At 74.5% G+C, this 24,473-nt stretch carries 20 protein-coding genes, 4 tRNA genes and 1 riboswitch; of the genes, 16 read left to right on the top strand and 8 right to left on the bottom strand.

The features are described from left to right. The first annotated feature begins 100 nt into the window (after positions 1 to 100). The 4 genes from RE027_RS05035 to dxs all read left to right on the top strand — a co-directional run bounded on the left by RE027_RS05035 (position 101) and on the right by dxs (position 8,739). Entirely contained in the window at positions 101 to 2,107 is a 2,007-nt protein-coding gene (locus tag RE027_RS05035; RefSeq protein ID WP_368807143.1) for an APC family permease, read from the top strand. Continuing rightward, complete coding sequence (locus tag RE027_RS05030; RefSeq protein WP_368807142.1) at positions 2,104 to 3,498, top strand: class I SAM-dependent RNA methyltransferase; 1,395 nt, start codon at positions 2,104 to 2,106, stop codon at positions 3,496 to 3,498. Before RE027_RS05035 ends, RE027_RS05030 begins: the two co-directional genes overlap by 4 nt. A gap of 166 nt (positions 3,499 to 3,664) precedes the next feature. Continuing rightward, positions 3,665 to 6,490: an aconitate hydratase gene (locus tag RE027_RS05025; protein WP_368807141.1), complete on the top strand. Its 2,826-nt coding sequence runs from the start codon at positions 3,665 to 3,667 to the stop codon at positions 6,488 to 6,490. Between the two features lie 215 nt (positions 6,491 to 6,705). Next, on the top strand, positions 6,706 to 8,739 hold the full coding sequence (gene dxs, locus RE027_RS05020; protein WP_368807140.1) for a 1-deoxy-D-xylulose-5-phosphate synthase: 2,034 nt from the start codon (positions 6,706 to 6,708) through the stop codon (positions 8,737 to 8,739). A 6-nt stretch (positions 8,740 to 8,745) separates the two neighbouring features. Here dxs and RE027_RS05015 read toward each other — a convergent pair whose 3' ends face one another. Next, entirely contained in the window at positions 8,746 to 9,186 is a 441-nt protein-coding gene (locus RE027_RS05015; RefSeq protein ID WP_368807139.1) for a Rieske (2Fe-2S) protein, read from the bottom strand. Between the two features lie 255 nt (positions 9,187 to 9,441). Here RE027_RS05015 and RE027_RS05010 point away from each other — a divergent pair, with 255 nt between their 5' ends. Beyond that, positions 9,442 to 9,858: a hypothetical protein gene (locus tag RE027_RS05010; RefSeq protein WP_368807138.1), complete on the top strand. Its 417-nt coding sequence runs from the start codon at positions 9,442 to 9,444 to the stop codon at positions 9,856 to 9,858. 120 nt (positions 9,859 to 9,978) lie between these two features. Here the strand turns inward: RE027_RS05010 and RE027_RS05005 are convergent, their stop codons facing one another. From RE027_RS05005 to msrB, 3 genes are all read right to left on the bottom strand, one after another. Next, positions 9,979 to 11,319, bottom strand: a complete 1,341-nt coding sequence (locus tag RE027_RS05005) for an HRDC domain-containing protein (RefSeq protein ID WP_438612414.1) — start codon at positions 11,317 to 11,319, stop codon at positions 9,979 to 9,981. A gap of 52 nt (positions 11,320 to 11,371) precedes the next feature. Continuing rightward, positions 11,372 to 12,034 (bottom strand): DUF3000 family protein, encoded by a 663-nt coding sequence (locus RE027_RS05000; protein WP_368807137.1) that lies wholly within the window; start codon positions 12,032 to 12,034, stop codon positions 11,372 to 11,374. 120 nt (positions 12,035 to 12,154) lie between these two features. Beyond that, positions 12,155 to 12,586, bottom strand: coding sequence for a peptide-methionine (R)-S-oxide reductase MsrB (gene msrB, locus RE027_RS04995; RefSeq protein WP_368807136.1), 432 nt, complete (start codon positions 12,584 to 12,586; stop codon positions 12,155 to 12,157). 171 nt (positions 12,587 to 12,757) lie between these two features. Here msrB and RE027_RS04990 point away from each other — a divergent pair, with 171 nt between their 5' ends. Continuing rightward, positions 12,758 to 14,083 carry an alpha/beta hydrolase family protein gene (locus RE027_RS04990; RefSeq protein WP_368807135.1) on the top strand — a complete coding sequence of 442 codons (1,326 nt, stop codon included), beginning with the start codon at positions 12,758 to 12,760 and terminating at the stop codon, positions 14,081 to 14,083. Positions 14,084 to 14,089: 6 nt separating this feature from the next. Here RE027_RS04990 and ybaK read toward each other — a convergent pair whose 3' ends face one another. The 3 genes from ybaK to RE027_RS04975 are packed head-to-tail and all read right to left on the bottom strand — an operon-like array spanning position 14,090 to position 15,952. Beyond that, entirely contained in the window at positions 14,090 to 14,581 is a 492-nt protein-coding gene (ybaK, locus tag RE027_RS04985) for a Cys-tRNA(Pro) deacylase (protein ID WP_368807134.1), read from the bottom strand. Positions 14,582 to 14,591: 10 nt separating this feature from the next. Further along, a complete protein-coding gene (locus tag RE027_RS04980; RefSeq protein ID WP_368807133.1) occupies positions 14,592 to 15,047 on the bottom strand; it encodes a SufE family protein in 456 nt (151 codons plus the stop codon). Continuing rightward, entirely contained in the window at positions 15,044 to 15,952 is a 909-nt protein-coding gene (locus RE027_RS04975) for a sulfurtransferase (RefSeq protein ID WP_368807132.1), read from the bottom strand. The genes RE027_RS04980 and RE027_RS04975 overlap by 4 nt, the downstream gene beginning before the upstream one ends. Positions 15,953 to 16,176: 224 nt before the next feature. Between RE027_RS04975 and zapE the strand changes: the two genes are divergently transcribed. Then, positions 16,177 to 17,235 carry a cell division protein ZapE gene (gene zapE, locus RE027_RS04970; protein WP_368807131.1) on the top strand — a complete coding sequence of 353 codons (1,059 nt, stop codon included), beginning with the start codon at positions 16,177 to 16,179 and terminating at the stop codon, positions 17,233 to 17,235. Positions 17,236 to 17,440: 205 nt separating this feature from the next. On the opposite strand, the gene RE027_RS04965 is transcribed toward zapE, so the two are convergent. Next, positions 17,441 to 17,512, bottom strand: a tRNA-Val gene (locus RE027_RS04965). A gap of 274 nt (positions 17,513 to 17,786) precedes the next feature. On the opposite strand from RE027_RS04965, the gene RE027_RS04960 reads away from it, so the two are divergent. The 9 genes from RE027_RS04960 (at position 17,787) to ribD (ending at position 24,461) form a co-directional block, all read left to right on the top strand. After that, positions 17,787 to 17,859: transfer RNA gene (locus tag RE027_RS04960), tRNA-Gly, on the top strand. Between the two features lie 60 nt (positions 17,860 to 17,919). Next, a tRNA-Cys gene (locus RE027_RS04955) sits at positions 17,920 to 17,990 on the top strand. A gap of 50 nt (positions 17,991 to 18,040) precedes the next feature. Next, positions 18,041 to 18,115, top strand: a tRNA-Val gene (locus tag RE027_RS04950). A 199-nt stretch (positions 18,116 to 18,314) separates the two neighbouring features. Then, positions 18,315 to 19,175 carry a cytochrome gene (locus RE027_RS04945; protein ID WP_368807130.1) on the top strand — a complete coding sequence of 287 codons (861 nt, stop codon included), beginning with the start codon at positions 18,315 to 18,317 and terminating at the stop codon, positions 19,173 to 19,175. A gap of 84 nt (positions 19,176 to 19,259) precedes the next feature. Next, positions 19,260 to 19,853, top strand: coding sequence for a peptide deformylase (gene def / locus RE027_RS04940; protein WP_368807129.1), 594 nt, complete (start codon positions 19,260 to 19,262; stop codon positions 19,851 to 19,853). Between the two features lie 38 nt (positions 19,854 to 19,891). Next, positions 19,892 to 20,815, top strand: coding sequence for a methionyl-tRNA formyltransferase (gene fmt / locus RE027_RS04935; protein ID WP_368807128.1), 924 nt, complete (start codon positions 19,892 to 19,894; stop codon positions 20,813 to 20,815). Then, the gene (locus tag RE027_RS04930) at positions 20,812 to 22,392 is read left to right on the top strand and encodes an RsmB/NOP family class I SAM-dependent RNA methyltransferase (RefSeq protein WP_368807127.1); all 1,581 of its coding nucleotides are present in this window, start codon (positions 20,812 to 20,814) and stop codon (positions 22,390 to 22,392) included. The genes fmt and RE027_RS04930 overlap by 4 nt, the downstream gene beginning before the upstream one ends. Before the next feature lie 34 nt (positions 22,393 to 22,426). Then, on the top strand, positions 22,427 to 23,092 hold the full coding sequence (rpe, locus tag RE027_RS04925; RefSeq protein ID WP_368807126.1) for a ribulose-phosphate 3-epimerase: 666 nt from the start codon (positions 22,427 to 22,429) through the stop codon (positions 23,090 to 23,092). Positions 23,093 to 23,145: 53 nt separating this feature from the next. Then, positions 23,146 to 23,285, top strand: a riboswitch (FMN riboswitch). 117 nt (positions 23,286 to 23,402) lie between these two features. After that, positions 23,403 to 24,461 (top strand): bifunctional diaminohydroxyphosphoribosylaminopyrimidine deaminase/5-amino-6-(5-phosphoribosylamino)uracil reductase RibD, encoded by a 1,059-nt coding sequence (ribD, locus tag RE027_RS04920; RefSeq protein WP_368807125.1) that lies wholly within the window; start codon positions 23,403 to 23,405, stop codon positions 24,459 to 24,461. Positions 24,462 to 24,473: the final 12 nt, after the last annotated feature.

Genomic DNA, 24,473 nt, shown 5'->3' with positions numbered 1-24,473 from the left:
GCCTAGGCCACACCGGGCGGCGCACCGGGCCGCAGCGGGCGGTGCACCTCACGCCCGGCCCGGCGGACAATCGGGACCGGACGGACTACCGTGGGGAGCCGTGCAGAGCATTCCCGGGGCCCTCCGCCGCGCAGTCGTCGGCAAGCCCATCCACAACGAGCGGTTCAACGACGCCGTGCTGCCCAAGCGCACGGCGCTGCCGGTGTTCTCGGCGGACGCGCTGTCCTCGGTCGCGTACGCCCCGGACGAGATCATCCTCACGCTCGCCCTGGCGGGGACCACCGCGGTCGCCGTCTCCCCGTGGGTCGGCCTGGCCGTGCTCGTGGTGCTCGCCGTGGTCATCGCCGCCTACCGGCAGAACGTGCGCGCCTACCCCTCCGGCGGCGGGGACTACGAGATCGTCTCCAAGAACCTCGGCCGCACCGCGGGCGTCGGCGTCGGCGCGGCCCTGATGGCCGACTACGTGCTCGTCGTGGCGGTGTCCATGGCCACCGCGGCGCAGTACGTCTCGGCCGCGCTGCCCGGCCTGGCCGAGCGGCGGGTGGAGCTCGCGGTCGCCGGGATCCTGCTGGTCGGGCTGCTCAACCTGCGCGGGCTCGCGTTCATGGGCCGGGCCTCCGCCGTGCCCACCTACTTCTTCCTCGCCGTCCTCGCCGCGCTCCTGCTCGCGGGCCTCGGCCAGGACCTCGCGGGGTCCCTGGGCGACGCCCCCAGCGCCGACCGGGAGGTCCTCCCGTCCGCCGGCTTCGACGCGGGCCTGACGGGGCTGGCGGGGGGGCTGCTGGTGCTCCGGGCCTTCTCCTCCGGGGCCGTGGCGCTGACCGGCGTCGAGACCATCACCAACTCCGTGCCCTACTTCCGCAAGCCCCGCGCGGCCAACGCCGCCGCCACCCTCGGCGTGCTCGGCGCGCTCTCGGCGGCCACGCTCGCGGGGGTCATGTACCTGGCGGACCGCACCGGCGTCGTCGTCGTCGGCAACCCGGAGGAGCAGCTGCTCGTCGACGGCAGGCTCCCGGACCCCGGCTTCTTCCAGGACCCCGTCCTGGGCCAGCTCGCCAAGACCGTCTTCGGCACCGACTCGCTGTGGTTCTACGTGCTCGTGGCCGCCACCGTCGGCGTGCTGGTGCTCGCCGCCAACACCGCCTTCTCCGGGTTCCCCACGCTGGCGTCCCGCCTGGCCCGTGACGCCTTCCTGCCCCGGCAGCTGCAGGCGCGCGGCGACCGCTTCGCCTTCACCAACGGCATCCTGCTGCTGCTGCTCGTCGCCGTGGTGCTCACCGTGGCGTTCGGCGCCAACGTCAACAGCCTGATCCAGCTCTACATCGTGGGGGTGTTCGTCTCCTTCACCCTCACCCAGGCCGGCATGGTCCGGCACTGGGCGCGGGTCCGGCGGACGCGGCCGCACCCCGGGGTGCGCCGCGAGCTGTTCGGCCGCCGCGCGGTGGCGATGATCGCGTTCGTGCTGTGCGCGGCCGTGCTCGTGGTCGTGCTCGTGACCAAGCTCACCCAGGGCGCCTGGATCACCATCGTGGCGATCCTGGTGCTCAGCGCCGCCATGGCGGGCGTCCGCCGGCACTACGACGCCGTGGACGCCGAACTCGCCCTCCAGCCCGACTCCCCGGTGCGGGCCCTGCCCTCCCGGGTGCACGCCATCATCTACGTCTCCTCCGTGCGCAAGCCCCTCATGCGCGCCCTCGCCTACGCCCGGGCCTCCCGGCCCTCGACCCTCGAGGCCGTGGTCGTGGACACCAACGCCGCGACCACCCGGCGGATCCTCGACGAGTGGCAGCGCCTCGAGATCCCGGTGCCCGTCACCGTGCTCAACGCCCCGTACCGGGACACCATCGGCCCCGTCGTCGACCACGTGCGCGGGGTCCGCCGCAAGTCCCCGCGGGACCTGGTCGTGGTGTACCTGCCCGAGTACGTCGTGCGCCACCGCTGGGAGCGGCTGCTGCACAACCAGGCGATCCGGCCCCTGCGCGCCCGCCTGCACCAGGAGCGCGGGGTCATGACGGCCTCCGTGCCCTGGCACCTGTCCACCGCCGCCGGCCACGACGTCGGCCCCGAGTCCGCCCCCGCCCCCGAGCAGAGAGCCTCCCGCCCGTGACCTCCCCGCACCCCCCGGCCCCGGCCGGTCCCGACGAGCTCGAGCTGCGGCTCGGGCCCATCGCCCACGGCGGCCACACCGTGGCCCGCACCGGCGAGGGCCGCGTGGTCTTCGTCCGCCACGGCCTGCCCGGCGAGCTGGTCCGGGTCCGGCTCACGGAGGCCGGGCCCGACGCCCGCTTCTGGCGCGGCGACGTCGTGGCGGTCCTGGAGGGCGACGCCGGGCGCCGCGACCGGCACGTCTGGGCGCCGGCCGACTCCCTGCTGACCTGGGGGCGCGGCGAGCCGCCCGTGGGCGGGGCGGAGTTCGGCCACGCCGAGCTCGCGCTCCAGCGCCGGCTCAAGGCGGACGTGGTCGCCGAGCAGCTCGCCCGCCTCGCCGGGCTCGAGACCGGTGTCGACGTCGAGGCGATGCCTGGGGAGGACCCCCAGGGCCTGGGCTGGCGCACCCGCGCGCACTTCGCCGTCGACGCCGCAGGACGGATCGGGATGCACCCCCACCGCAGCGCGGAGGTCGTGCCGGTCGACCGCTTCCCGCTCGCCGTCCCGGCCCTCGACGGCCTGCGCCTGGCGGAGCTCGACCTGCGGGGCGTGGAGCGCGTGGACGTCGCGGCCCCGGCCGACGGCGGGACGCCCCTCGTCCACCTAAGTCTGGCCGCCGGGGCCGACGAGCCCCGGCTGCGCCGGGAGCTGGCCCGCCTCGCCGCGGACCGGGACGTGTCCGTGACCGCCCGCGCCGACGGCGCCCGGGAGCTCGGGACGTGGGCGGGCCGGCCCTCCGTCATCGAGCACGCCGGCGCCCACCGGTGGGAGGTCTCGGCCGAGGGCTTCTGGCAGATCCACCGCAGCGCCCCGGGGCTGCTGCTCGGGGCGGTCCCGGAGGCGGCCGGCGCCCGCCCCGGGGAGCACGCCCTCGACCTGTACGCGGGCGCCGGGCTGTTCACGGCGGCGCTCGCGGACGCGGTCGGCGACGCCGGGTCCGTGGTCGCGGTCGAGGGCTCGCCGGTCACGAGCGCCGACGCCCGGCGCACCTTCGCCGGGCGCTCCACGGTGCGGGTGGAGCGCGGCAGCGTCGACAAGGTCGCGGCCCGGCTGTGGCCGGGGGCCGCCGCACCGTCCCGCGGGCGCCGCCGCCCGGCGTCCGGCAGGGCCGCCGCCCGCCCGGACGTCGTGGTGCTGGACCCGCCCCGGGCGGGTGCCGGACGGGTCGTCGTGGACCAGCTCGTGGCCCTGGCGCCGCGCCGGATCGCCTACCTCGCCTGCGACCCGGCGACCCTGGCGCGCGACCTCGGCCGGTTCCGCCGCGCCGGGTGGACGGTGCGGCAGGTGCGCGCCTTCGACATGTACCCGAACACCCACCACGTCGAGACCCTGGCGGTCCTGGAGCCCTGACCGGCGCGGCACGTCCGGATGTGTCGGTGGCGGGAGCGCTCCTCGGAAGTGGGCGGGTGCACAGCGGCTACACTGACAGGTGACTGTTCGCGGGAGAACCCACGGCACTGTGCCGGGCTCCTCCCACGGGCGTTTCCAAGACGGTGGCGAGAGGAGTTCCACGCACATGAGCACAGTGGACAGCTTCGGAGCCAAGGGCGTTCTCGACGTCAAAGGCACCGAATACGAGATTTTCCGACTGAACACGCTGGAGGGTGCACAGAAGCTCCCGTACAGCCTGAAGGTTCTGCTCGAGAACCTGTTGCGCACCGAGGACGGCGCCAACATCACCTCCGAGCACATCGAGGCCCTGGCCGACTGGGACCCGGAGGCCGAGCCGAGCATCGAGATCCAGTTCACCCCGGGCCGCGTGATCATGCAGGACTTCACCGGCGTGCCCTGCATCGTCGACCTCGCCACGATGCGCGAGGCCGTCGCGGACCTCGGGGGCGACCCCGCCCGCGTGAACCCGCTCGCCCCGGCCGAGCTCGTGATCGACCACTCCGTGCAGATCGACTCCTTCGGGACCTCGGACTCCATCGGCATCAACATGGACATCGAGTACCAGCGCAACGGCGAGCGGTACCAGTTCCTGCGCTGGGGCCAGACCGCCTTCGACGACTTCAAGGTCGTCCCCCCGGGCATGGGCATCGTCCACCAGGTCAACATCGAGAACCTGGCCCGCGTCGTGATGACCCGGGAGGTCGACGGCGTGCTGCGCGCCTACCCGGACACGTGCGTGGGCACCGACTCGCACACCACCATGGAGAACGGCCTGGGCGTGCTCGGCTGGGGCGTGGGCGGCATCGAGGCCGAGGCCGCGATGCTCGGCCAGCCCATCTCGATGCTGATCCCGCGCGTGGTCGGCTTCAAGCTGACCGGCCAGATCCCGGCCGGTGCCACCGCCACCGACGTGGTGCTGACCATCACCGAGATGCTCCGCGAGCACGGCGTGGTCGGCAAGTTCGTCGAGTTCTACGGCGAGGGCGTCGGCGCGGTGCCCCTGGCCAACCGCGCGACCATCGGGAACATGAGCCCCGAGTTCGGCTCGACCGCCGCGATCTTCCCGATCGACGAGGTCACCCTGGAGTACCTGCGCCTGACCGGGCGCACCGACGAGCAGGTCGCGCTCGTCGAGGCGTACGTCAAGGAACAGGGGATGTGGCACGACCCGTCCGAGGAGATCGCGTTCTCCGAGTACCTCGAGCTGGACCTCTCCACGGTGGTGCCCTCCATCTCGGGTCCCAAGCGCCCGCAGGACCGGATCGCGCTCACCGAGGCGAAGGCCCAGTTCCACGAGGACATCAAGAACTACGCCACCCACGTCGACGAGGACGTCACCGCCGGCAACTCCGCCGACGACGCCTCCGCCCAGTCGTTCCCGGCCTCCGACGCCCCGGCCTACAGCCCGGGGGACAGCCAGGACGAGGAGGACCGCCCGCGCGAGCACCACGCCCACGTCGAGGACGGCCGCCCGACCAAGCAGGTCCCCGTGAGCATGCCCGACGGCCGGGAGTTCGAGCTCGACCACGGCGCGGTCTCGATCGCCTCGATCACCTCCTGCACCAACACCTCCAACCCGTCGGTCATGATGGCCGCGGCGGTGCTGGCGCGCAACGCCGTCGAGAAGGGCCTGAAGGCGAAGCCGTGGGTCAAGACCTCGATCGCCCCGGGCTCCAAGGTCGTCACCGACTACTACGAGAAGTCCGGTCTGGTCCCGGCGCTGGAGGAGCTCGGCTTCTTCATCGTGGGCTACGGCTGCACCACCTGCATCGGCAACTCGGGTCCGCTGGAGGAGGAGATCTCCCAGGCGATCCAGGACAACGACCTGGCCGTGACCTCGGTGCTCTCCGGCAACCGCAACTTCGAGGGCCGGATCAACCCGGACGTGAAGATGAACTACCTGGCGTCCCCGCCGCTGGTCATCGCCTACGCCCTGGCCGGCAACATGGACTTCGACTTCGAGTCCGAGCCCCTGGGCCAGGACGCGGACGGCAACGACGTGTTCCTCAAGGACATCTGGCCGGACGCCACCGAGGTGCAGAAGATCATCGACGCGTCCATCGACACGGAGATGTTCACCCGCGAGTACGGGGCCATCTTCGACGGCGACGAGCGCTGGCAGAACCTGGACACCCCCACCGGCAAGACGTTCGAGTGGAACCCGCAGTCCACCTACGTCCGCAAGCCCCCGTACTTCGAGGGCATGACGATGGAGACGACCCCGGTCGAGGACATCACGGGCGCCCGCGTGCTGCTGAAGCTGGGCGACTCGGTCACCACCGACCACATCTCCCCGGCGGGCTCCTTCAAGTCCGACACCCCGGCCGGCAAGTACCTCATCGAGAACGGTGTCGAGCGCAAGGACTTCAACTCCTACGGCTCGCGCCGCGGCAACCACGAGGTCATGATCCGCGGCACCTTCGCCAACATCCGGATCAAGAACCAGCTCCTCGACGGCGTGGAGGGCGGCTACACCCGCGACTTCACCCAGGAGGGCGGTCCGCAGGCCGCCGTGTACGACGCCTCGGTGAACTACCAGGAGGCCGGCGTCCCGCTGGTCGTGCTGGGCGGCAAGGAGTACGGCTCCGGGTCCTCGCGCGACTGGGCCGCGAAGGGCACCTCCCTGCTGGGCGTCAAGGCCGTCATCGCCCGGAGCTACGAGCGCATCCACCGCTCGAACCTGATCGGCATGGGCGTGCTGCCGCTGCAGTTCCCGGCCGGGGAGTCCGCCGACTCCCTGGGCCTGGACGGCACCGAGACCTTCGACATCCAGGGGGTGACCGGGCTCAACGAGGGCAGCATCCCGAAGACGCTGCGGGTCACCGCCACGCAGGAGGGCGGCTCCACCGTCGAGTTCGACGCGGACCTGCGCATCGACACGCCGGGCGAGGCGGACTACTACCGCAACGGCGGCATCCTGCAGTACGTGCTGCGGCAGATCGCCAAGTAGCCCCCCGGGCGCGCGACGGCGCGCCGGGGAGCACGGGCGACCACCCGCCCGGTCCTGATCCAGGACGCACGAGGGGCCCGGTCCGGGAACGGACCGGGCCCCTCCGTGTCGACCGGGGGTGTCGGGGCGAGCGAGTAGGATCGGGAGGACGTGCCGCCCCGGCGACCCCGGAAACGGCACGGCCGACCACGACGCCGAGGAATGCGGGAGGAAGCATGAGCGTGCTGGAACGGGTCTCCGGGCCCGAGGACCTCGCGGGGCTGACCCGCGCGGAGCTGACCGAGCTGTCCGCCGAGATCCGCGACTTCCTCGTCACCCACGTCTCCGCGACCGGCGGGCACCTCGGCCCGAACCTGGGCGTCGTGGAGCTGACCATGGCGGTGCACCGGGTCTTCGACTCGCCCCGGGACTCCGTGGTCTTCGACACCGGCCACCAGTCCTACGTCCACAAGCTGCTCACCGGCCGCAAGAACTTCTCGACCCTGCGCCAGGAGGGCGGGCTCGCCGGCTACCCGGACCGCGCGGAGTCCGTGCACGACATCGTCGAGTCCTCGCACGCGTCGTCCTCCCTGTCCTGGGCGGACGGCATCTCCCGCGGCTACGCGATGACCGGGCAGAGCGACCGGCACACGGTCGTGCTCGTCGGCGACGGCGCGCTCACCGGCGGGATGGCCTGGGAGGCGGTCAATAACATCGCCTCCGACCGCGACCGCAAGGTCGTGATCGTGGTCAACGACAACGGCCGCTCCTACGCCCCCACGGTGGGCGGGTTCGCCAACCACCTGGCCGAGCTGCAGGCGAGCGTGCAGCAGGGCGTGGACGCCGTGCGCACCGACCGGCGCTACGAGCAGACCCTCGAGTCCGTGAAGAGCCTGCTCCAGCACTCCGGGCCCGTGGGCGAGATGCTCTACCGCGGCCTGCACGGGATGAAGCAGGGCCTCAAGGACGTCGTGGTCCCGCAGGGCATCTTCGAGGACCTCGGCATGAAGTACGTGGGTCCCGTGGACGGCCACGACCTGGAGGCCGTCGAGCAGGCGCTGAGCAACGCGAAGAACTACGGCGGGCCCGTCATCGTGCACGCCATCACGGAGAAGGGCCACGGGTACGCGCCCGCGATCGCCAACGAGGACGACCAGTTCCACGCCGTGGGGGTCATTGACCCCGTCACGGGCCGCTCCACCGCGACGAGCTCCGAGCGCAGCTGGACGGCGGTGTTCCGCGACGAGATCGCCCGAATCGCCGACGAGCGCGAGGACGTCGTCGGCATCACCGGGGCCATGCTCATCCCCGTGGGGCTGCAGAAGATGCAGGCGGCCCACCCGGACCGGGTCGTGGACGTCGGGATCGCCGAGCAGCACGCCATCGCGATGGCCGCCGGCATGGCCTACGGCGGACTGCACCCCGTGGTCGCCCTCTACGCCACGTTCCTCAACCGCGGCTTCGACCAGCTGCTCATGGACGTGGCCCTGCACCGGGCCGGTGTCACGGTGGTCCTGGACCGGGCCGGGGTGACCGGACCGGACGGGCCGAGCCACCACGGCATGTGGGACCTCGCCCTGCTCCAGATCGTGCCCGGGCTGCACCTCGCGGCCCCCCGCGACGAGCCGACCCTCGCCGAGGAGCTGCGCGAGGCCGTGGCCGTCGACGACGCCCCCACCGTCATCCGCTACCCCAAGGGCTCCGTGGGCACCCCCGTGCCGGCCGTCGAACGGCTGGCCGACGGCGTGGACGTCCTCGCCCGCCGCGGCGGGGAGGGCGGCACCGCGGGCGCCCGCCGCGACGTGTTGCTCGTCTCCGTCGGCGCCATGAGCGGCCTCGCCCTGGACGTCGCGGACCGGCTGGAGGCCCACGGGGTGTCCTCCACGGTCGTGGACCCCCGGTGGGTGCTCCCGGTGCCCGGGTCGGTCATCGAGCTCGCCGCCCAGCACCGGATCGTGGTCGTGCTCGAGGACGGCGTGCGCGCCGGCGGGATCGGCTCCCGGATCCGGCAGGAGATGCGCGCGGCCGGGGTCGACACCGCCCTCAACGAGGTCGGCCTGCCGACGCAGTTCCTCGTGCACGGCTCCCGCTCCCAGGTGCTGGCCCGGGTGGGCCTGACCGCCCAGCGGGTGGCCCAGGACACGCTGGCCTCCGTGCTCGGCACCCGGGTGCCCTACGCCCGTCCGGTCGAGACGGACGAGGCCGAGGTCCTCCCGGACACCGCCGGCGACGCCCGGGGAGCCTCCCTGCCGCGGTCGCGCCGCAACTGACCGGTCTCAGCCCAGGACGACCCGGCCCTCCCGGACGGACACCGGGTACGGCGTGAGGCCGGTCCGGGCGGGTCCGCCCCGGACCTCGCCCGTGGCGAGGTCGAACTGCGACGCGTGGCACGGGCAGACGTAGAGCTGGTCCTCGGGGACCACCATGCAGCCCTGGTGGGGACAGACGGGGGAGAACGCGACGACCGTGTCCTCGGCGGGCCGACCCACCACCGCCTGGACGCCGTCCTGGTCCACCTTGACGCCGGAGCCGACGGGCACGTCCTCGGCCGGGCCCGCGTCCAGGGTCTTCGCGGGGCCGGCGGCGTCCTGCGCCCCCGTCTCGCCGGCGCCGCACGCGCTCAGCGCCACGACCGAGCCGAGACCCGCGCAGGCCACCCCCAGCACCCCGCGCCGGGGAAGATCGGGCGGAGCGGTCGGGGGAACGGGCGCGGTCATGGCGGTCCTCTCGTCGGCGGTCCTGGGCTTCCGCCGCCAGTCTAGGCGTCGGGCGGGCCCGGCCCGGGCCCGCCCGACGCCGGGCGGTCCCGGCGCCGCGGGTGATCGCTCTCAGCGGAGCCGCACGGCAGCGGTGTCGGCCGCACCGGTTCATCAGTAGGATGATGGTCACAACAGACACCGGGGACGAGCCGTGCACCAGTGGCTCCGACCCGTTCCCGGCGGCAGCGCCGGGACGGACGGAAGGACAGCACCATGATCAAGCGACTCATCTTCGTGACCGGTTTCGGCGCCGGCTTCGTGGTCGGCTCGGCCTCGGGCCGCAAGAGCTACGAGGCCCTGAAGCAGAACGCCCTGAAGACCTGGCAGGACCCCAAGGTCCAGGAGAAGGTCTCCGAGGGCACCGACTGGGTCAAGTCGGAGGTGCCCGTGGTCGGCGGCAAGCTCGCCGACTCCGCCAAGAAGGCCGCCGACACCGTGGGCACCAAGGCCTCCGACGCGTCCTCGAGCGTGAAGGGCAAGGTCTCCGGTTCCTCGGGCGGGACGGACTCCTCGGACGCCGCGACCTCCTCCACGGGCTTCGCGGACCTGCAGACGGCGAAGCCGGTCACCCCGGAGAGCCCCATGGACCCGGCCGAGCCGCACCCGGCCCCCGGCGACACCCAGCACTGATCCGCGGCATCCCCGCGCGACGGGCCCCGGCCGACGGCCGGGGCCCGTCGTCGTGCCGCGCCCGCTCCCAGGCTGGCGGGTGACCCCGGCCGTGGCCGCCGGCGCGCCCGGGGGCGGCAGTCAGGCGGCGGGGAGGTCCTGGCCGCCGCCCGGGGCGTGCTCGGCCTGACGTGCGGCCCGCTTGAGGGCCCGCAGCTCCCGCCACGCGGAGCCGAGCACGGGCGCGGTCAGCTCCACCTGCCACGGGCGGGCGCCGAGGTCCCGCAGCCGGTCGGCCACGGCATGGTCGGCGGTGCTCTTGGGCGGCTGCCAGCAGAAGCGCCGCAGGTGCTCCGGGGTCAGCAGGTTCTCGGTCGGCAGCCCGTGCTCCTCGGCGAGCTCGGTCACCGCCGGCTTGAGGACCTTCAGCCGGGCGGCGGCCTCCGGCCGCTTGACCTCCCAGGCCTTCACGGGGGGCAGCGCGTCGGAGCGCACGGTGACCGGGACGAGATCCGTGGCGTTGCGGGCCTCCGCGATCGCCCGCAGCCACCGGGGGGCCTCCCGCGCGGCCTGGCGGCCGTGGAACCCCGGGGTGGCCAGCAGCTGCGGCACGGTCCGGGGCATGGCGGAGGCGGCCGCCACGAGGGCGGCGTCCGGCAGCAGCCGGCTGGGGGAGAGGTCCTTGTACTGGGCCAGCCGCTCGCGCTCCTCCCACAGCAGGCGCAGCGCGGTGAGCTGGCGGCGGCCCTTGACCTTGTTGATCCCGGACGTCCTGCGCCACGGGTCCTTGCGCGGCGGCGCGGGCGGAGCGGTGCGCACGGCCTCGAACTCCTGCAGGGCCCACTCCAGCTTGCCCTGCTCCCGCAGCAGCTCCTCCATCGCCCAGCGCAGCGGGATGAGCATCTCCACGTCGAGCGCCGCGTAGTTGAGCCAGTCCCGGGGCAGGGGTCGCTTGGACCAGTCGACGGCGGAGTGCTCCTTCGCCAGCGTGTACCCCAGCAGCTCCTCCGTCTCGGCGGCCAGGCCGACCCGCGGCAGCCCGGCGATGCGCCCGCCCAGCTCGGTGTCGAAGAGCCGGTCCGGCTCCATGTCCAGCGCCCGCAGCGAGGGCAGGTCCTGGGTCGCGGCGTGCAGCACCCACTCGACGCCGGAGAGCGCCTCGCCCAGCACGGCCAGGGAACCGGTGGCCTCCGGGTCGATCAGCACGGTGCCCACGCCCTCACGGCGCAACTGCACGAGGAAGGCGCGCTGCCCGTAGCGGAAGCCGGAGGCGCGCTCGGTGTCGATCGCGGCCGGGCCCGTGCCCCGGGCGACCGCGTCGGCGGCCCGCTCGAGCCCCGCCACGGTGTCGATGACGGGCGGGATCCCGTCGAACGGGGCCGCGAGGTGGACGCTGTCGGGGATCTCGTAGTCCTCGAAGCCGGCGAGCACCGGGGTCGAGGGCTCGTCGGGCGCGGATCGGCGGTCGGCTGGGCTGGTCAAGGAGCGTCTTCGATTCTGTGTCGGCCCCGGCGGGGCGCGGTCGGTTCGGTGGTCAGCGGCGCGGGTGCAGCACGGTCACGCCGCGCGGGTAGGGCGGCAGGCCGGCGAACGCGCAGACCGTGTCCGCCCAGGCGGCGAGGTGGGGCTCCACGTCGGGCCCGTCCGGCGTCCAGGACGCCCGCAGCTCGACGTCGGCCCCCTCGGCCTGGTCGCCCAGGCTCCCGAAGCCCTCGGCGAGGACCCGGGACGCGGTGCCGCCCTCCCGAGAATATCCGGCCCGGTGGCGATCCAGGGCCTCGAGCAGACGGGACCAGGCCAGCACGCCCGCCGTGTCGTCGCAGCCGATCTCCCGGTCCGCGGCGGCCCGGGCCCAGGTGACGATGCGGAAGGGCCCGCCCCACGCCTCCGGCTCGGACGGGTCGTACAGGAGCACGAAGCGCCCCGTGGCCAGCTCGTCGTCCGGTCCCCGGGCACCGGGCTCCGCGCTCGGGAACGGTGCGCCCGCCCGGGGCACGACCACCACCCCGGGCGCCGGGGCGTCGAGCAGGTCCGGCCGCCGCACCTCCGCCCGCACCGCGGCGGCGAACGGGGCCAGGTGCGTGGGCGCGGGGATCTCGGTGAGCTCGACACCCGCCCGGTACGGGGTGCGGCGCAGGTGGCCCAGGGCCTCATGGAAGTCCTGGGACATCCCTGACAGGTCGTTCACGGAGCTCACACTGGAAGGGTAGGCCGTCCGGGCGCCCGCGTGGCCCGTGCCACGCCGCGGGACCGCCGGCGGCGTGCCGGCGCGGGCACCGGTCCGCTCGTCCCCGGCTCCCCGTCCCGGTCGTCCCGGTCAGGACGCCGGGGCCAGCCGGACGGAGACGGAGTTGATGCAGTACCGGAGGTCGGTGGGGGTGGGGAAGCCCTCCCCGCCGAAGACGTGGCCCATGTGGGAGTCGCAGGTGGCGCAGCGCACCTCCACGCGCTCCATGCCCATGGCGGTGTCCTTGATGTAGCGCACCCGGTCCTCCGCCAGGGGGGCGTAGAACGACGGCCAGCCGCAGTGGGAGTCGAACTTCGTCTCGGAGCGGAACAGCTCCGCCCCGCACGCGCGGCACTCGTAGACGCCCTCGGTCTTCGTGTCCCAGTACTCGCCCGTGAAGGGCCGTTCCGTGCCGGCCTCCCGCAGCACGTGGTACTCCTCGGGGGACAGGATCGAGCGCCAGTCCTCCTCGGTCCGTCCGCCGGGCTCGGGCCGGTCGTCGTGCCTGGTGGTCTCGCTCATGGTGTCGTCCTCCGGGATCTCGTCGGTGCTGGTGAACTGGTGGGTGTTCCGCTCGGCGGCGCACCGCCCGGGCGGTGCGCCCCGGTGCCGGGGACGGCACCCGGAGCTCCCGGCATGGACAACGACGTGCCTCCCCCGGTTATGCCCGCGGCTCGTGGGAGACTGGGGGACATGCCTCGACGCTTCCTCCCGGCGCCCGCCGCACCCGCTCCCGCGACGGCACCCGCTCCCGCGACGGCGTGGGCGCGCGGCGCGGTGGTCGGCGCCGCCGTCACCGTGGGCGCCGCCTCCCTGACCTTCGGCCTGTCCAGCGCCGCCGCGGCCTACTTCGCCCGCCAGGTCGTGGTCCCCCCGAAGTACCGCTCCGAGGACCTGCCGATCCTCGGACTCACCCGCACCGGGGAGGACGGGGACCCTGCCGCGACGACCCTCGTGAAGCTGCCGGCCACGGTCGACACGACGGTCTCCGGCACCTACAGCCTGCGCTTCGACGGCGGCCGGGGCCACGCCCGGATCGGGGCCATCCGCTCGTACTCCCCGCAGGAGGGGACCGTGACCCGGGTGGTCGAGGAGGTCTACACGGGGGAGCTGGCGAAGGCCTCCCGCGGCTTCTGGTCCGGGACCGTCTATCCGGACCCCGGCGCCGCCGGGCTGCCCTTCGAGGAGGTCGAGATCCCCATCGAGGTCGGTCCCGCGCCCTGCTGGGTGGTGCCCGCCGAGGGCGGTCCCACGCCCGAGGGCGAGCGACCGCGGGAGTTCCCGGGACCCTGGGCGATCATGGTGCACGGGCGCGGGGCCAGCCGGATGGAGACGGTCCGCGCCGTGCCGGTGGCCCGGGAGCTCGGGCTGACCTCCCTGCTGATCTCCTACCGCAACGACCGCGAGGCCCCGCCCACCCACGACTTCCGCTACGGGCTGGGCTTCACGGAGTGGAAGGACGTGCAGACGGCGATCAGCTACGCCAAGTCCCGCGGCGCCACGCAGATCGTGCTCTTCGGCTGGTCCATGGGCGGGGCCATCTCCCTGCAGACGGCGGACCTCTCGTTCTACCGGGACGACATCGCGGCCCTCGTGCTGACCGGTCCGGTCGTGGACTGGTTCGAGCTGATCGCCCACCACTCCCGGTCCCGGCGCATCCCCTCCGGGATCGGGATGCTGGCCACGAACCTGATCTCGCACCCGGCGGGGCGGATGCTGACCGGCCTCGCCGCGCCGGTGGACCTGAAGGCCCTCGACTGGCTCTCCCGCAACGAGCACCTGCGCACGCCCACCCTGGTCCTGCACTCCCTGGACGACGAGTTCGTCCCGGCCGCCAGCTCCCGCCGGCTCGCGGAGCTGAACCGGCTGGTGGAGTTCGTGCCGTTCACCCGGGCCCGGCACACCAAGGAGTGGAACGTGGACCCGCAGCGGTGGGAGGACGCGGTGCGGCGCTGGCTGCCGGCCCGGCTGGCGCAGGACGCACGGTCGGCCGGGGGAGCCGGGGTGCTGCGGCGCTGAGCCCGGTCAGGACCGCAGCCCGGCCGTGCGCCCGCCCGTGAGCCGCAGCAGCTCGGCCGGCGCCAGCTCGACGTCGAGGCCGCGCCGCCCGCCGGAGACCAGCACCGTGGGCCACGCGAGCGCCGAGTCGTCCAGCAGCGTGGGAGAAGGGGTCTTCTGGCCCAGCGGCGAGATCCCGCCGACCACGTAGCCGGTGCGCCGCTCGGCGAGCCGGGGCTCGGCGAGCGCGGCCCTCTTCCAGCCCAGGGCGGCCGCGGCGGCGCGCACGGACAGCCGGGCGGAGACGGGCAGGACCGCCACCGCCCAGTCGCGCTCGTGGACGAGCATCAGCGTCTTGAACACCTGGCCCGGATCGCGGCCCAGGGCGGCGGCGGCCTCCAGGCCGAAGGAGGCCGCCGCGGGGTCGTGCTCGTACTCGTGCCGGGAGTAGGCCACGTGCTCGCGCTCCAGGAGCGCGACCGCCGCGGTGGGGCCGGCGCCGCGCGTGGTCCTGGCCACGGCCGGGCGCTCAGGCGCCCTGGAGCTCGCGGACGCGGCGCTTGACCCGCCCGAGCATCGCCGACATCCCGCGCATGCGCAGCGGGGAGACGAGCTGGGTCAGGCCGAAGCGCTCCGGCAGGTCGTCCGGGATCTCCAGGACCTGCCGGGCGGGCAGACCGTCGAGGCCCTCGTGCAGGATCGAGGCGAACCCGCGGGTCGTGGGCGCCTCGGCCGGCGCCGAGAAGAACAGGCGCACCGGGGTCTCGGGGCCCGGCTCGGCGCCGTCGTCCCACTCCACGGCCAGGAACAGCGGCGACTGGCACTCGACGACCTGCTCCAGCTCCTCCGGGTGCTCGCCCAGCCGGGCCGGCAGCTCCGGGAGGGAGCGGGAGAACTCGAGCAGCAGCTGCAGCTTGTCCTCCTCCGGGACCGCGGTGAAGTCCTCCACGAGCTCCTCGAGCTGGGTCGGGAGGGCCCCGCTCACCGGGCCGCTCCCGGGACCTCGCCGCGCTCCTCGCCGAGCACGATCGGCACCCGCACGGAGTTGCCCCACTCGGTCCACGAGCCGTCGTAGTTGCGGACCTTCTCGTAGCCGAGCAGGTACTTCAGCACGAACCACGTGTGGCTGGAGCGCTCGCCGATGCGGCAGTAGGCGATGATGTCGTCGTCCTCGGCGAGGCCGACCTCGTCGCGGTAGACGGCCTCCAGCTCCTCGCGGGAGCGGAACCGGGCGTCCTCGGCGGCGGCCCGGGCCCACGGCACGGAGGCCGCGGTCGGGATGTGCCCGCCGCGCAGCGTGCCCTCCTGCGGGTACTCGGCCATGTGGGTGCGCTCGCCGGTGTACTCCGGCAGGGAGCGGACGTCGATCAGCGGCTGCTCGCCGAGGTGGGCGAGCACGTCCTCCTGGAAGGCGCGGGCGCGGGCGTCGTCGCGCTCGACCACCGGGTAGTCCGCGCGCTCGGGCACGACCTTGTCGGTGGACAGCTCGCGGCCCTCGGCGATCCACTTGTCCCGCCCGCCGTTCATCAGCCGCACGTCCGGGTGGCCGAACAGCTCGAACACCCACAGGGCGTAGGCGGCCCACCAGTTGGACTTGTCCCCGTAGACGACGACGGTGGTGTCGCGGGAGATGCCCTTGCGGGACATCAGCTCGGCGAACCCGGCGCCGTCCACGTAGTCGCGGGTGTCGGGACGGTTGAGGTCGGTGTGCCAGTCCACCTTCACGGCGCCCGGGACGTGCCCGGTCTCGTAGAGCAGGACGTCCTCGTCGGACTCGACCAGGACCACTCCGGGGTCGTCGAGGTGCTCGGCGACCCACTGCGTGGACACCAGGCGCTCGGGGTGCGCGTACTGCGCGAACTCTTCGTTGTTCTCCACGGCAACGCCCATGGGGGCTCCTTCCGGGGTGGGGATCGGATTCTCCCCCAGCGTAGTGCTCCGGGGCGGGGGCCGCCTCCGCCCACGGGGTCCCGGGCCCGGACGGGGCCCGGATTTCGCGGCGGGCGCACCGGTGGCCGCGGGGGGACGGGCTAAAATCGCCGGAGCACGCGCGTGCGCCGCCTCGGCGCGCCGTACCAGCGAGCCGCCGTGCCCGGCGGACAGAGAGGTCTCCCGTGAGCATCCAGATCGAACACCTCACCGACCGGCGGCCGAATGTGTCGGCCGATGAACTGCTGGCGGCGTTCCGCCCGTCCGAGCGCTTCGGCGAGGTCTCGTTCGACACCTACCGCCCGGATCCCCAGCAGCCGTCCCAGGCGGAGGCGGTGCGGAAGCTGCGCGCCTTCGCGGACACCGTCGGGCGGGCGGGCTCCGGCGGGGGGTTCTTCAGCAAGCTCTTCGGCGGGGGGTCCCGCCCGGCCGGGGTCCGGACGGGGATCTACCTCGACGGCGGCTTCGGCGTGGGCAAGACCCACCTCCTCGCCTCCCTGTGGCACGCCGTGCCCGGGCCCAAGGCCTTCGGCACCTTCGTGGAGTACACCAACCTCGTGGGCGCCCTGACGTTCCGCAAGGCCGTCGACGCCCTGAGCACCTACCAGCTGGTGTGCATCGACGAGTTCGAGCTCGACGACCCCGGGGACACCGTGCTGATGTCCCGCCTGATGCGCGAGCTCGCCGACGCCGGCGTCCGGATCGCCGCGACCTCCAACACGCTGCCCGGCTCCCTCGGCGACGGCCGCTTCGCCGCCCAGGACTTCCAGCGGGAGATCCAGGTGCTGGCCGACCAGTTCGAGGTGGTGCGCATCGACGGCGAGGACTTCCGCCACCGCGGGCTGCCGCAGTCCCCGGCGCCGCTGTCCGGCGACGAGCTCGAGCGCGCCGTGGAGGAGCGGTTCGCGGGCCGGGTGGTGGCCGCCGACGCGTTCGCCGAGCTGATCGACCACCTCTCCGGAGTGCACCCCTCCCGGTACCGCAAGCTCATCGAGGGGATCGACGCGGTGGTGTGGCAGGACGTGCGCACCATCGAGCAGCAGGCCGTGGCCCTGCGCTTCGTCGTGCTCGCCGACCGTCTCTACGACAAGAACGTGCCGATCATCGCCTCCGGCAAGCCCTTCGACGAGGTCTTCACCGCCGAGATGATGGCCGGCGGCTACCAGAAGAAGTACTACCGGGCGGTCTCCCGGCTCACCGCCCTCGCCCGCGAGGGCATCCTGGGGGACGTCTCCACCGTCTGAGACCACGCCACGGGAGGCACGCCGCGCGGGAGCGGCGGGGGCACCCGTCCGGCCGCGCCCGTCCCATGGTCCCGCTCCGGCGGGGCGGTGGGGCGGGCGCCGTCGGCTCCGGGGCCTTCCGCGGACCGGGCGGGCCGTCCCGGCCGGGACAGCACGACGACGAGGGCCCCGGCTGGAATTCAGCCGGGGCCCTCGTCGGTGCTCGTGCGCGATACTGGGATCGAACCAGTGACCTCTTCGGTGTGAACGAAGCGCGCTACCGCTGCGCCAATCGCGCTCACTGCTCGAAAACCATAACCCACATCCCGCCGCGGGGCCAATTCGGCGTCCCGGGGCAACCGTCCGCCGCGGATTTGGCGATCCGGAAATCGGTCCCGTACAGTCTTCCCCTGTCAGGAACACGGACGGGGTCCGGCGAACGGACCGGCCGCGGGGCCGGGGCGCTCCACGATCCCGTCGACCGTTGCACGCCCGGCGCCGGTGGGAACACCGGAAAGGTGCTGTGATAGAGTTCCAAACCGGAAGATCGAGAGATCGACCGGCAAAGACATGCGGACGTAGCTCAGCTGGTAGAGCACCACCTTGCCATGGTGGATGTCGCGGGTTCGACTCCCGTCGTCCGCTCGGAGTGATCGGCATGTTCCATGCCGTGACCAACGGCCCTGTCCGCGAGGACGAGGTTCCGGTGGGGTGGCCGAGTGGTTAGGCAGCGGCCTGCAAAGCCGTCAACGCGGGTTCGAATCCCGTCTCCACCTCGGTGCACATCCCACCATGCTTGACGGTCTCCGCGGAGACCGCCGGTCAAGCGCGATTGGCGCAGCGGTAGCGCGCTTCCCTGACACGGAAGAGGTCACTGGTTCGATCCCAGTATCGCGCACCACCTGGAAGGCCCCGGCTCGACGAGCCGGGGCCTTCGGCGTTCCCGGGCCGCCGTCCCCGGCATCCGTCCTCCGCGGGGGACGGCGGGCGTGCGCGGCCCGCTCCCGTGTCCGAGGCGGTCGGTAGCCTGCGGCCCAGGACCCGGAGCACCGGGTCCTCCCCGCACGAGCCGGGGACCCGACGGAGAGGCGACGAGCAGCGTGACACAGCCCAGGCTGGCGGAACAGACCGAGTACGGACGGATGTACGCGAGGTCCACCTCGGAGCAGGCGACCGTCCCCTCCATCACCACGGTGCTCTCCCGGGCCGCCAACGACCTGGACGGCTGGTACGGCTACTCAGCCGCGCAGGCGGCCGTGCGGGACGACCGGCTGCGCGCGGCCCTCGGCTCTCCCGCCCAGCTGCGCGCCGTCGTGCGGGACGCGGCCAAGGCCGCCGAGCGCCACCGGGACGACGCGGCGGCCCGCGGGGACCGCGTGCACACCTACGCGGAGCAGATCGCCCTGCGCGCGCTCGGGAGGCCGCACCGGGCCGTCGAGGCGCGGGCGGCCCTGGCCGAGCACGGCGAGGAGCGCTTCGCCTCCCGCTTCGACGAGTGGTGGGACCTCTACGCCCCCGAGCCGCTCGCCGTGGAGGTCACGGTCTGGAACTCCACGGTGGGCTACGCGGGCACCCTCGACCTCGTCGCCCGGATCGCGGGCAAGGTGTGCCTGATCGACTACAAGACGAAGGGCACGGACCGGGACGGGCGCGTGAAGTCCCTGGACGCGAAGGTCGTCACCCAGCTCGTGGCCGGGCTCAAGGCCGAGGAGTCCCTCGTGGACGCCGAGGCCGGCACCTGGGAGCCGTGGGCCTACGGCGACGCGGACCTGCTGCTGGGGGTCGCGGTGGGGGAGACGGAGGTCGTGCCCGTGCAGGCCGTGCCGGCGGTGCTCGAGCAGCACTGGTACAAGTTCTGCGCCCTGCACCGGCTGTGGACCCAGGAGACCGCCCTGGCCGCGGCCGGCCCCGCGCTGCGCCCCGTGCCCCCGCCCCCGCCCCCGCCGCGCGAGCCGTCGTAGGGCGCCTGCCGGGCGGCCCCGCCCCGGTGGGCGGCGGGCGGCGGGCGGCCCGTAGACTTGTCGGGTCGAGAGCGAGGTTGCCCCATGCCCATCCTGCCCATCCGTACCATCGGCGATCCGGTCCTGCGCACCCGCGCGTCGGAGGTCGTGGAGTTCGACGACGCCCTGCGCCGGCTCGTCGCGGACATGACCGAGACGATGCTCGACGTCGGCGGCGTCGGCCTCGCCGCGCCCCAGGTCGGGGTCAGCGTGCGCCTGTTCACCTGGGCGCTCGAGGGCAGCGCCGGGCACGTCGTTAATCCGGTGCTGGAGGTGGGCGACGAGCCCCAGGAGGGCAGCGAGGGCTGCCTCTCCGTGCCCGGACTCGGCTTCGGGACCCCGCGCGGGAACTGGGCCCGGGTCACCGGGCTCGACCAGGACGGGCACCCCGTCACCGTCGAGGGCACGGGCCTGCTCGCGCGCTGCCTGCAGCACGAGACCGACCACCTGGACGGCCGGCTCTACGTCGACCGTCTCGTCGGGGCGGCCAGGAAGGAGGCGATGCGGGCCATCCGCGCCGCCGACTACAACGGGGTGGTCAGCGGTGTGGCCGGGCAGCGGGCCGCGACCGTGGGCTCCTCCTTCGGCACCGGCTCCTCCTCCCGGGCCGGCTCCGCCTTCGGCGCCGGCCGCGCCTGACCCGCACCCGCACCCCGTCCCCACCCGTCTGGAGAGCAGTGAAGATCCTCTACGCCGGCACGCCGTCCGTCGCCGTGCCACCCCTGGCCCACCTGGCCGAACGTCCCGGGACCGAGGTCGTGGCCGTCCTGACCCGCACCGACGCGCCCGTGGGGCGCAAGAAGGTGCTCACTCCCTCGCCCGTGGCGCAGGAGGCGCAGGAGCGGGGCCTGCCCGTGCTCAAGGCCAACCGGATCGACGCCGAGCTGACCGAGCGGATCCGCGGCCTGGGCGCGGACGTGGCCGCCGTGGTCGCCTACGGCGCCCTGGTGCCCCGAGCCGCGCTCGACGCCGTCCCGCACGGCTGGATCAACCTGCACTTCTCCCTGCTCCCGCAGTGGCGCGGCGCCGCCCCCGTCCAGCGGGCCCTGATGGCGGGTGACACGGTCGTGGGCGCCAGCACCTTCCTGCTGGAGGCGGGGCTGGACACCGGCCCCGTCGTCGGGACGATGACCGACGAGCTCCGCCCCGAGGACACCGCCGGCACGGTCCTGGAGCGGTTGTCCCGCACGGCGGCGCCCCTGCTGGCGGACTCGCTGCGGGCGGTGGTCGAGGGCACGGCCCGCCCCACCGCCCAGCAGGGCGAGGTGAGCCTCGCCCCCAAGCTCACCGCCGAGGACGGGCGGGTCCGCTGGACGGACCCCGCCGTGGCCGTGGTCCACCGGGTCCGCGGGGTGACCCCCGAACCGGGGGCCTGGACCCAGCTCGACGGCCGCCGGCTCAAGCTCGAGCGCGTCGTGGCCCGCCCCGACGAGCGCGAGCTCGCGCCGGGGGAGTGCGTCCTGCGCGGCGACGCCGTGCTGGTGGGCACCGGATCGTACGCGGTGCAGCTGACCACGGTGCAGCCCGCGGGGAAGAAGACCATGGACGCCGCCGCCTGGGCGCGGGGCCGGAGCACGGAGGACGAGGTGGTGTTCGAGTGAGCGAGCACGAGAACTGGGCACGCGACGACCGCCGGGGCGGCCGCGACCGGCGCCCCGGGGGCGATCGGCGCAACGCCAAGGGCCACGAGCGCAACCGGCGCGCCCGGACGGAGCGGACGTTCTCCTCCGCCGCGCCGTCCGGCCGGACGCGGCGCGCCGACCCGGCCCGGCTGGCCGCGTTCGAGACCCTGCGCGCGGTCTCCGAGGAGGGCGCCTACGGCAACCTCGTGCTCCCGAAGGCCGTGCGGGCCCACCGGCTCGACCGGCGGGACGCAGGCTTCGCCACCGAGCTCGCCTACGGCGCCCTGCGCTGGCAGGGGACCTGGGACGCGGTGCTGGCCCGGTGCGTGGACCGTCCGCTGGCCGACCTCGACGGCGCGGTCCTGGACGCCCTGCGCCTGGGCACCCACCAGCTGCTGGCCATGCGGGTGCCCGACCACGCCGCCCTCGACCAGACGGTCGGGCTGGTGCGGGCCGTGGTGGGCGCGGGTCCCGGAGGCCTCGTCAACGCGGTCCTGCGCAAGGTCGCGGCCCGCGACCTCGGCGCGTGGATCGCCGAGCTGAGCACCGACGTGGCCGACGAGACCGCGCGGCTCGGGCTGGCCCACGCCCACCCCGCCTGGGCGGTCCGGGCCCTGCGCCAGGCGCTCGTGGCCCACGGGCGGACCGGCACCGAGATCGAGGCCCTGCTCGGTGCGGACAACGACGCGCCCGTGGTCAACCTCGTGGCCCTGCCCGGCCTCGGCGACCTGGCGGAGGCCCTCGACACGGGGGCCGAGCCGGGCGGGCTCGTCCCGGACTCCGCGCTGAGCAGCGGCGGGGACCTGCACCGGCTCTCGTCCGTGCGCGCGGGCGGGGTCCGGGTCCAGGACGCGGGGTCCCAGCTGGTCGCCCGTGCCCTGGCCGCGGCCGGCGACGGGGACGCCGAGGGTGAGCGCTGGCTCGACCTGTGCGCCGGCCCCGGCGGCAAGGCCGCGCTGCTCGCCGCGCTGGCCGCCCGGCGCGGCGCGCACCTGACGGCCAACGAGGTGGCCCCGCACCGCGCCGAGCTCGTGCGCCAGGCCCTGCGGCCCGTCCCGTCGCACGCGTGGACGGTGCGCACCGGCGACGGCCGCGACGCGCACGAGCTGCTCGGGGGCCGCACCGCCGAGGAGGCCGGCTTCGACCGGGTGCTCGTCGACGCGCCGTGCACCGGGCTCGGGGCGCTGCGCCGGCGGCCGGAGTCGCGCTGGCGGCGCAGCCCGCGCGACCTCGCCGAGCTGGGGCCGCTGCAGCGGGAGCTGCTGGAGGCCGCCCTGGACGTCACCCGGCCCGGCGGGACGGTCGCCTACGCCACGTGCTCCCCGCACGCGGCCGAGACCCTCGCGGTGGTCCAGGACGTGCTGGGCCGGCGCCGGGACGCGGAGCTCGTCGACGCCCTGGGCCCGGCCCGGGCCGCCGCCCTGCCCGGCTCCCTCTCGGGGGACCGGGACCCGTCCCGCCCGTGGGAGGGCCCGGCCGGGCCCGCGACCGTCCAGCTGTGGCCGCACGTGCACGGCACCGACGCCATGTTCCTGGCCCTGCTGCGCAGGCGCTGACCCGTCCCCGTTCCCGACCACCCAGGAGCCCACCGTGCCCCGCACCTGCATCCACCCCTCCATCCTCTCCGCCGACTTCGTCAACCTCGAGGCCGAGCTGGCGCGGATCAGCACCGCCGACGCCGTGCACGTGGACGTCATGGACAACCACTTCGTCCCGAACCTGACCCTGGGCCTGCCCGTGGTGGAGCGGCTGCTGGCCGTCAGCCCGGTCCCGCTCGACGTGCACCTGATGATCGAGGACGCGGACCGCTGGGCCACCGGCTACGCCGAGCTCGGCTGCGAGTCGGTCACCTTCCACGCGGAGGCCGTGCGCGCCCCGCTGAAGCTGGCCCGCGAGCTGCGCGCCCACGGCGCCCGGGCCGGTCTCGCCCTGCGCCCGGCGACCCCCGTGGAGCCCTACCTGGACCTGCTGCCGGAGCTGGACATGCTCCTGATCATGACGGTGGAGCCGGGCTTCGGCGGCCAGGCCTTCCTCGACGTCACGCTGCCCAAGATCCGCCGCGCGGCCGAGGCGGTCCGCGCCGGCGGCGGACGGGTGGCCCTGCAGGTGGACGGCGGGATCACGGAGGAGACCGTCGTGCGCGCCGCGGAGGCCGGCGCGGACACGTTCGTGGCCGGGTCGGCCGTGTACGGCGCGGGAGACCCCGAGGCCGCGATCACGGCGCTGCGGGACGCGGCCCGCGCCCGTCAGTCCTGAGCGAACCCGGTGCGGCCGGCCCGTGCGGGCTGTGCCATAATCGGGCTCAACAACAACGTGTTCCGGGGTCGGTGCAAGTCCGAACCGGCGGTCACAGTCCGCGAACCGTGCGGCGCCCCAGCGGGGCGGGCACGGCCGAACCGGTGGAACTCCGGTACCGACAGTCAGAGTCTGGATGGAAGGCAACACGTTCGACGGTCCTCGTGGCGCGCCGGGAGCGCGTGCCACGTCGCCGGTCGTGGCTCCACGGGGCCCGGACGGCGGTGCCGTCGTCCTGAACCCCGGAACCCACCCGGGAAAGGACGGCGCGATGGACCCGCAGCACCGGCCCGGCGCAGACGCCGAGCGGTCGATCATGCGGACCGCCCTGCACGCGGCGGCGCGAGGACCCCGCGGCGCCAACCCCCTCGTCGGGGCCGTCCTCGCCGACGCCGCGGGCGGGATCCTGCACGTCGGCCACCACCGCGGGGCGGGCACCGTCCACGCCGAGGTCGACGTCCTGCAGCGCGCCGCCTCCGCCGGCACCGACCTGCGCGGCAGCACCATGTACGTGACCCTCGAGCCCTGCAACCACTGGGGCCGCACCGGCCCGTGCGCCGAGGCGATCGTGGAGGCGGGCGTGCCCCGGGTGGTCTTCGCCGCCCCCGACCGCACGGCCGCCGCCTCCGGTGGGGCGGCCACCATGCGCGCCGCCGGGCTGGAGGTGCACTCGGGGCTGCTCGCCGACGAGGCCGAACGGCTCAACGACCGCTGGGGCGAGACCATGCGCGCCCAGCGCCCGTTCGTCACCCTCAAGGTCGCCCAGACCCTCGACGCCCGGATCGCCGCGGCGGACGGGACCAGCCAGTGGATCACCTCGTCCTCGGCGCGCGAGCACGGCCACGAGCTGCGCGGCCGCGCCGACGCGGTGCTCGTGGGCACCGGGACGGTGCTGGCCGACGACCCGCGGCTCACCGCCCGCACCGGCGACGGCGCCGCCGTCCCGCGGCAGCCGCTGCGCGCGGCCATGGGGCTGCGCACCGTCCCCGCGGACTCCGTGATCCGGGGCACCGACGGCCGGTTCCGCCACCTCGCCACCCACGACCCGCACGCGGCCCTGGCCGAGCTCTACGACGCCGGGGTGCGCCACGTGCTCATCGAGGGCGGGGCCACCGTCGCCGCGGGCTTCCTGCGCGCCAACCTCGTCGACGAGATCGGCCTCTACCAGGCGCCGCTGCTGCTGGGGGCCGGGCGGCCGGCCTTCGCCGAGCAGGGCATCGGCACCCTCGCCGACGCCTCCCGCTGGCGCCTGGACCCCACGGGCGGGGGCCCCGTGCAGCAGCTGGGCCCGGACCTGTGGATCCACCTGCGACCCGCCCCCGCGGACTGACCGGCCCGCCCG

Origin of the sequence: Kocuria sabuli (assembly GCF_040981185.1) — a bacterium.
Taxonomy (GTDB): domain Bacteria; phylum Actinomycetota; class Actinomycetes; order Actinomycetales; family Micrococcaceae; genus Kocuria; species Kocuria sabuli.
This window is presented reverse-complemented; position numbering and strand designations above follow the sequence as displayed.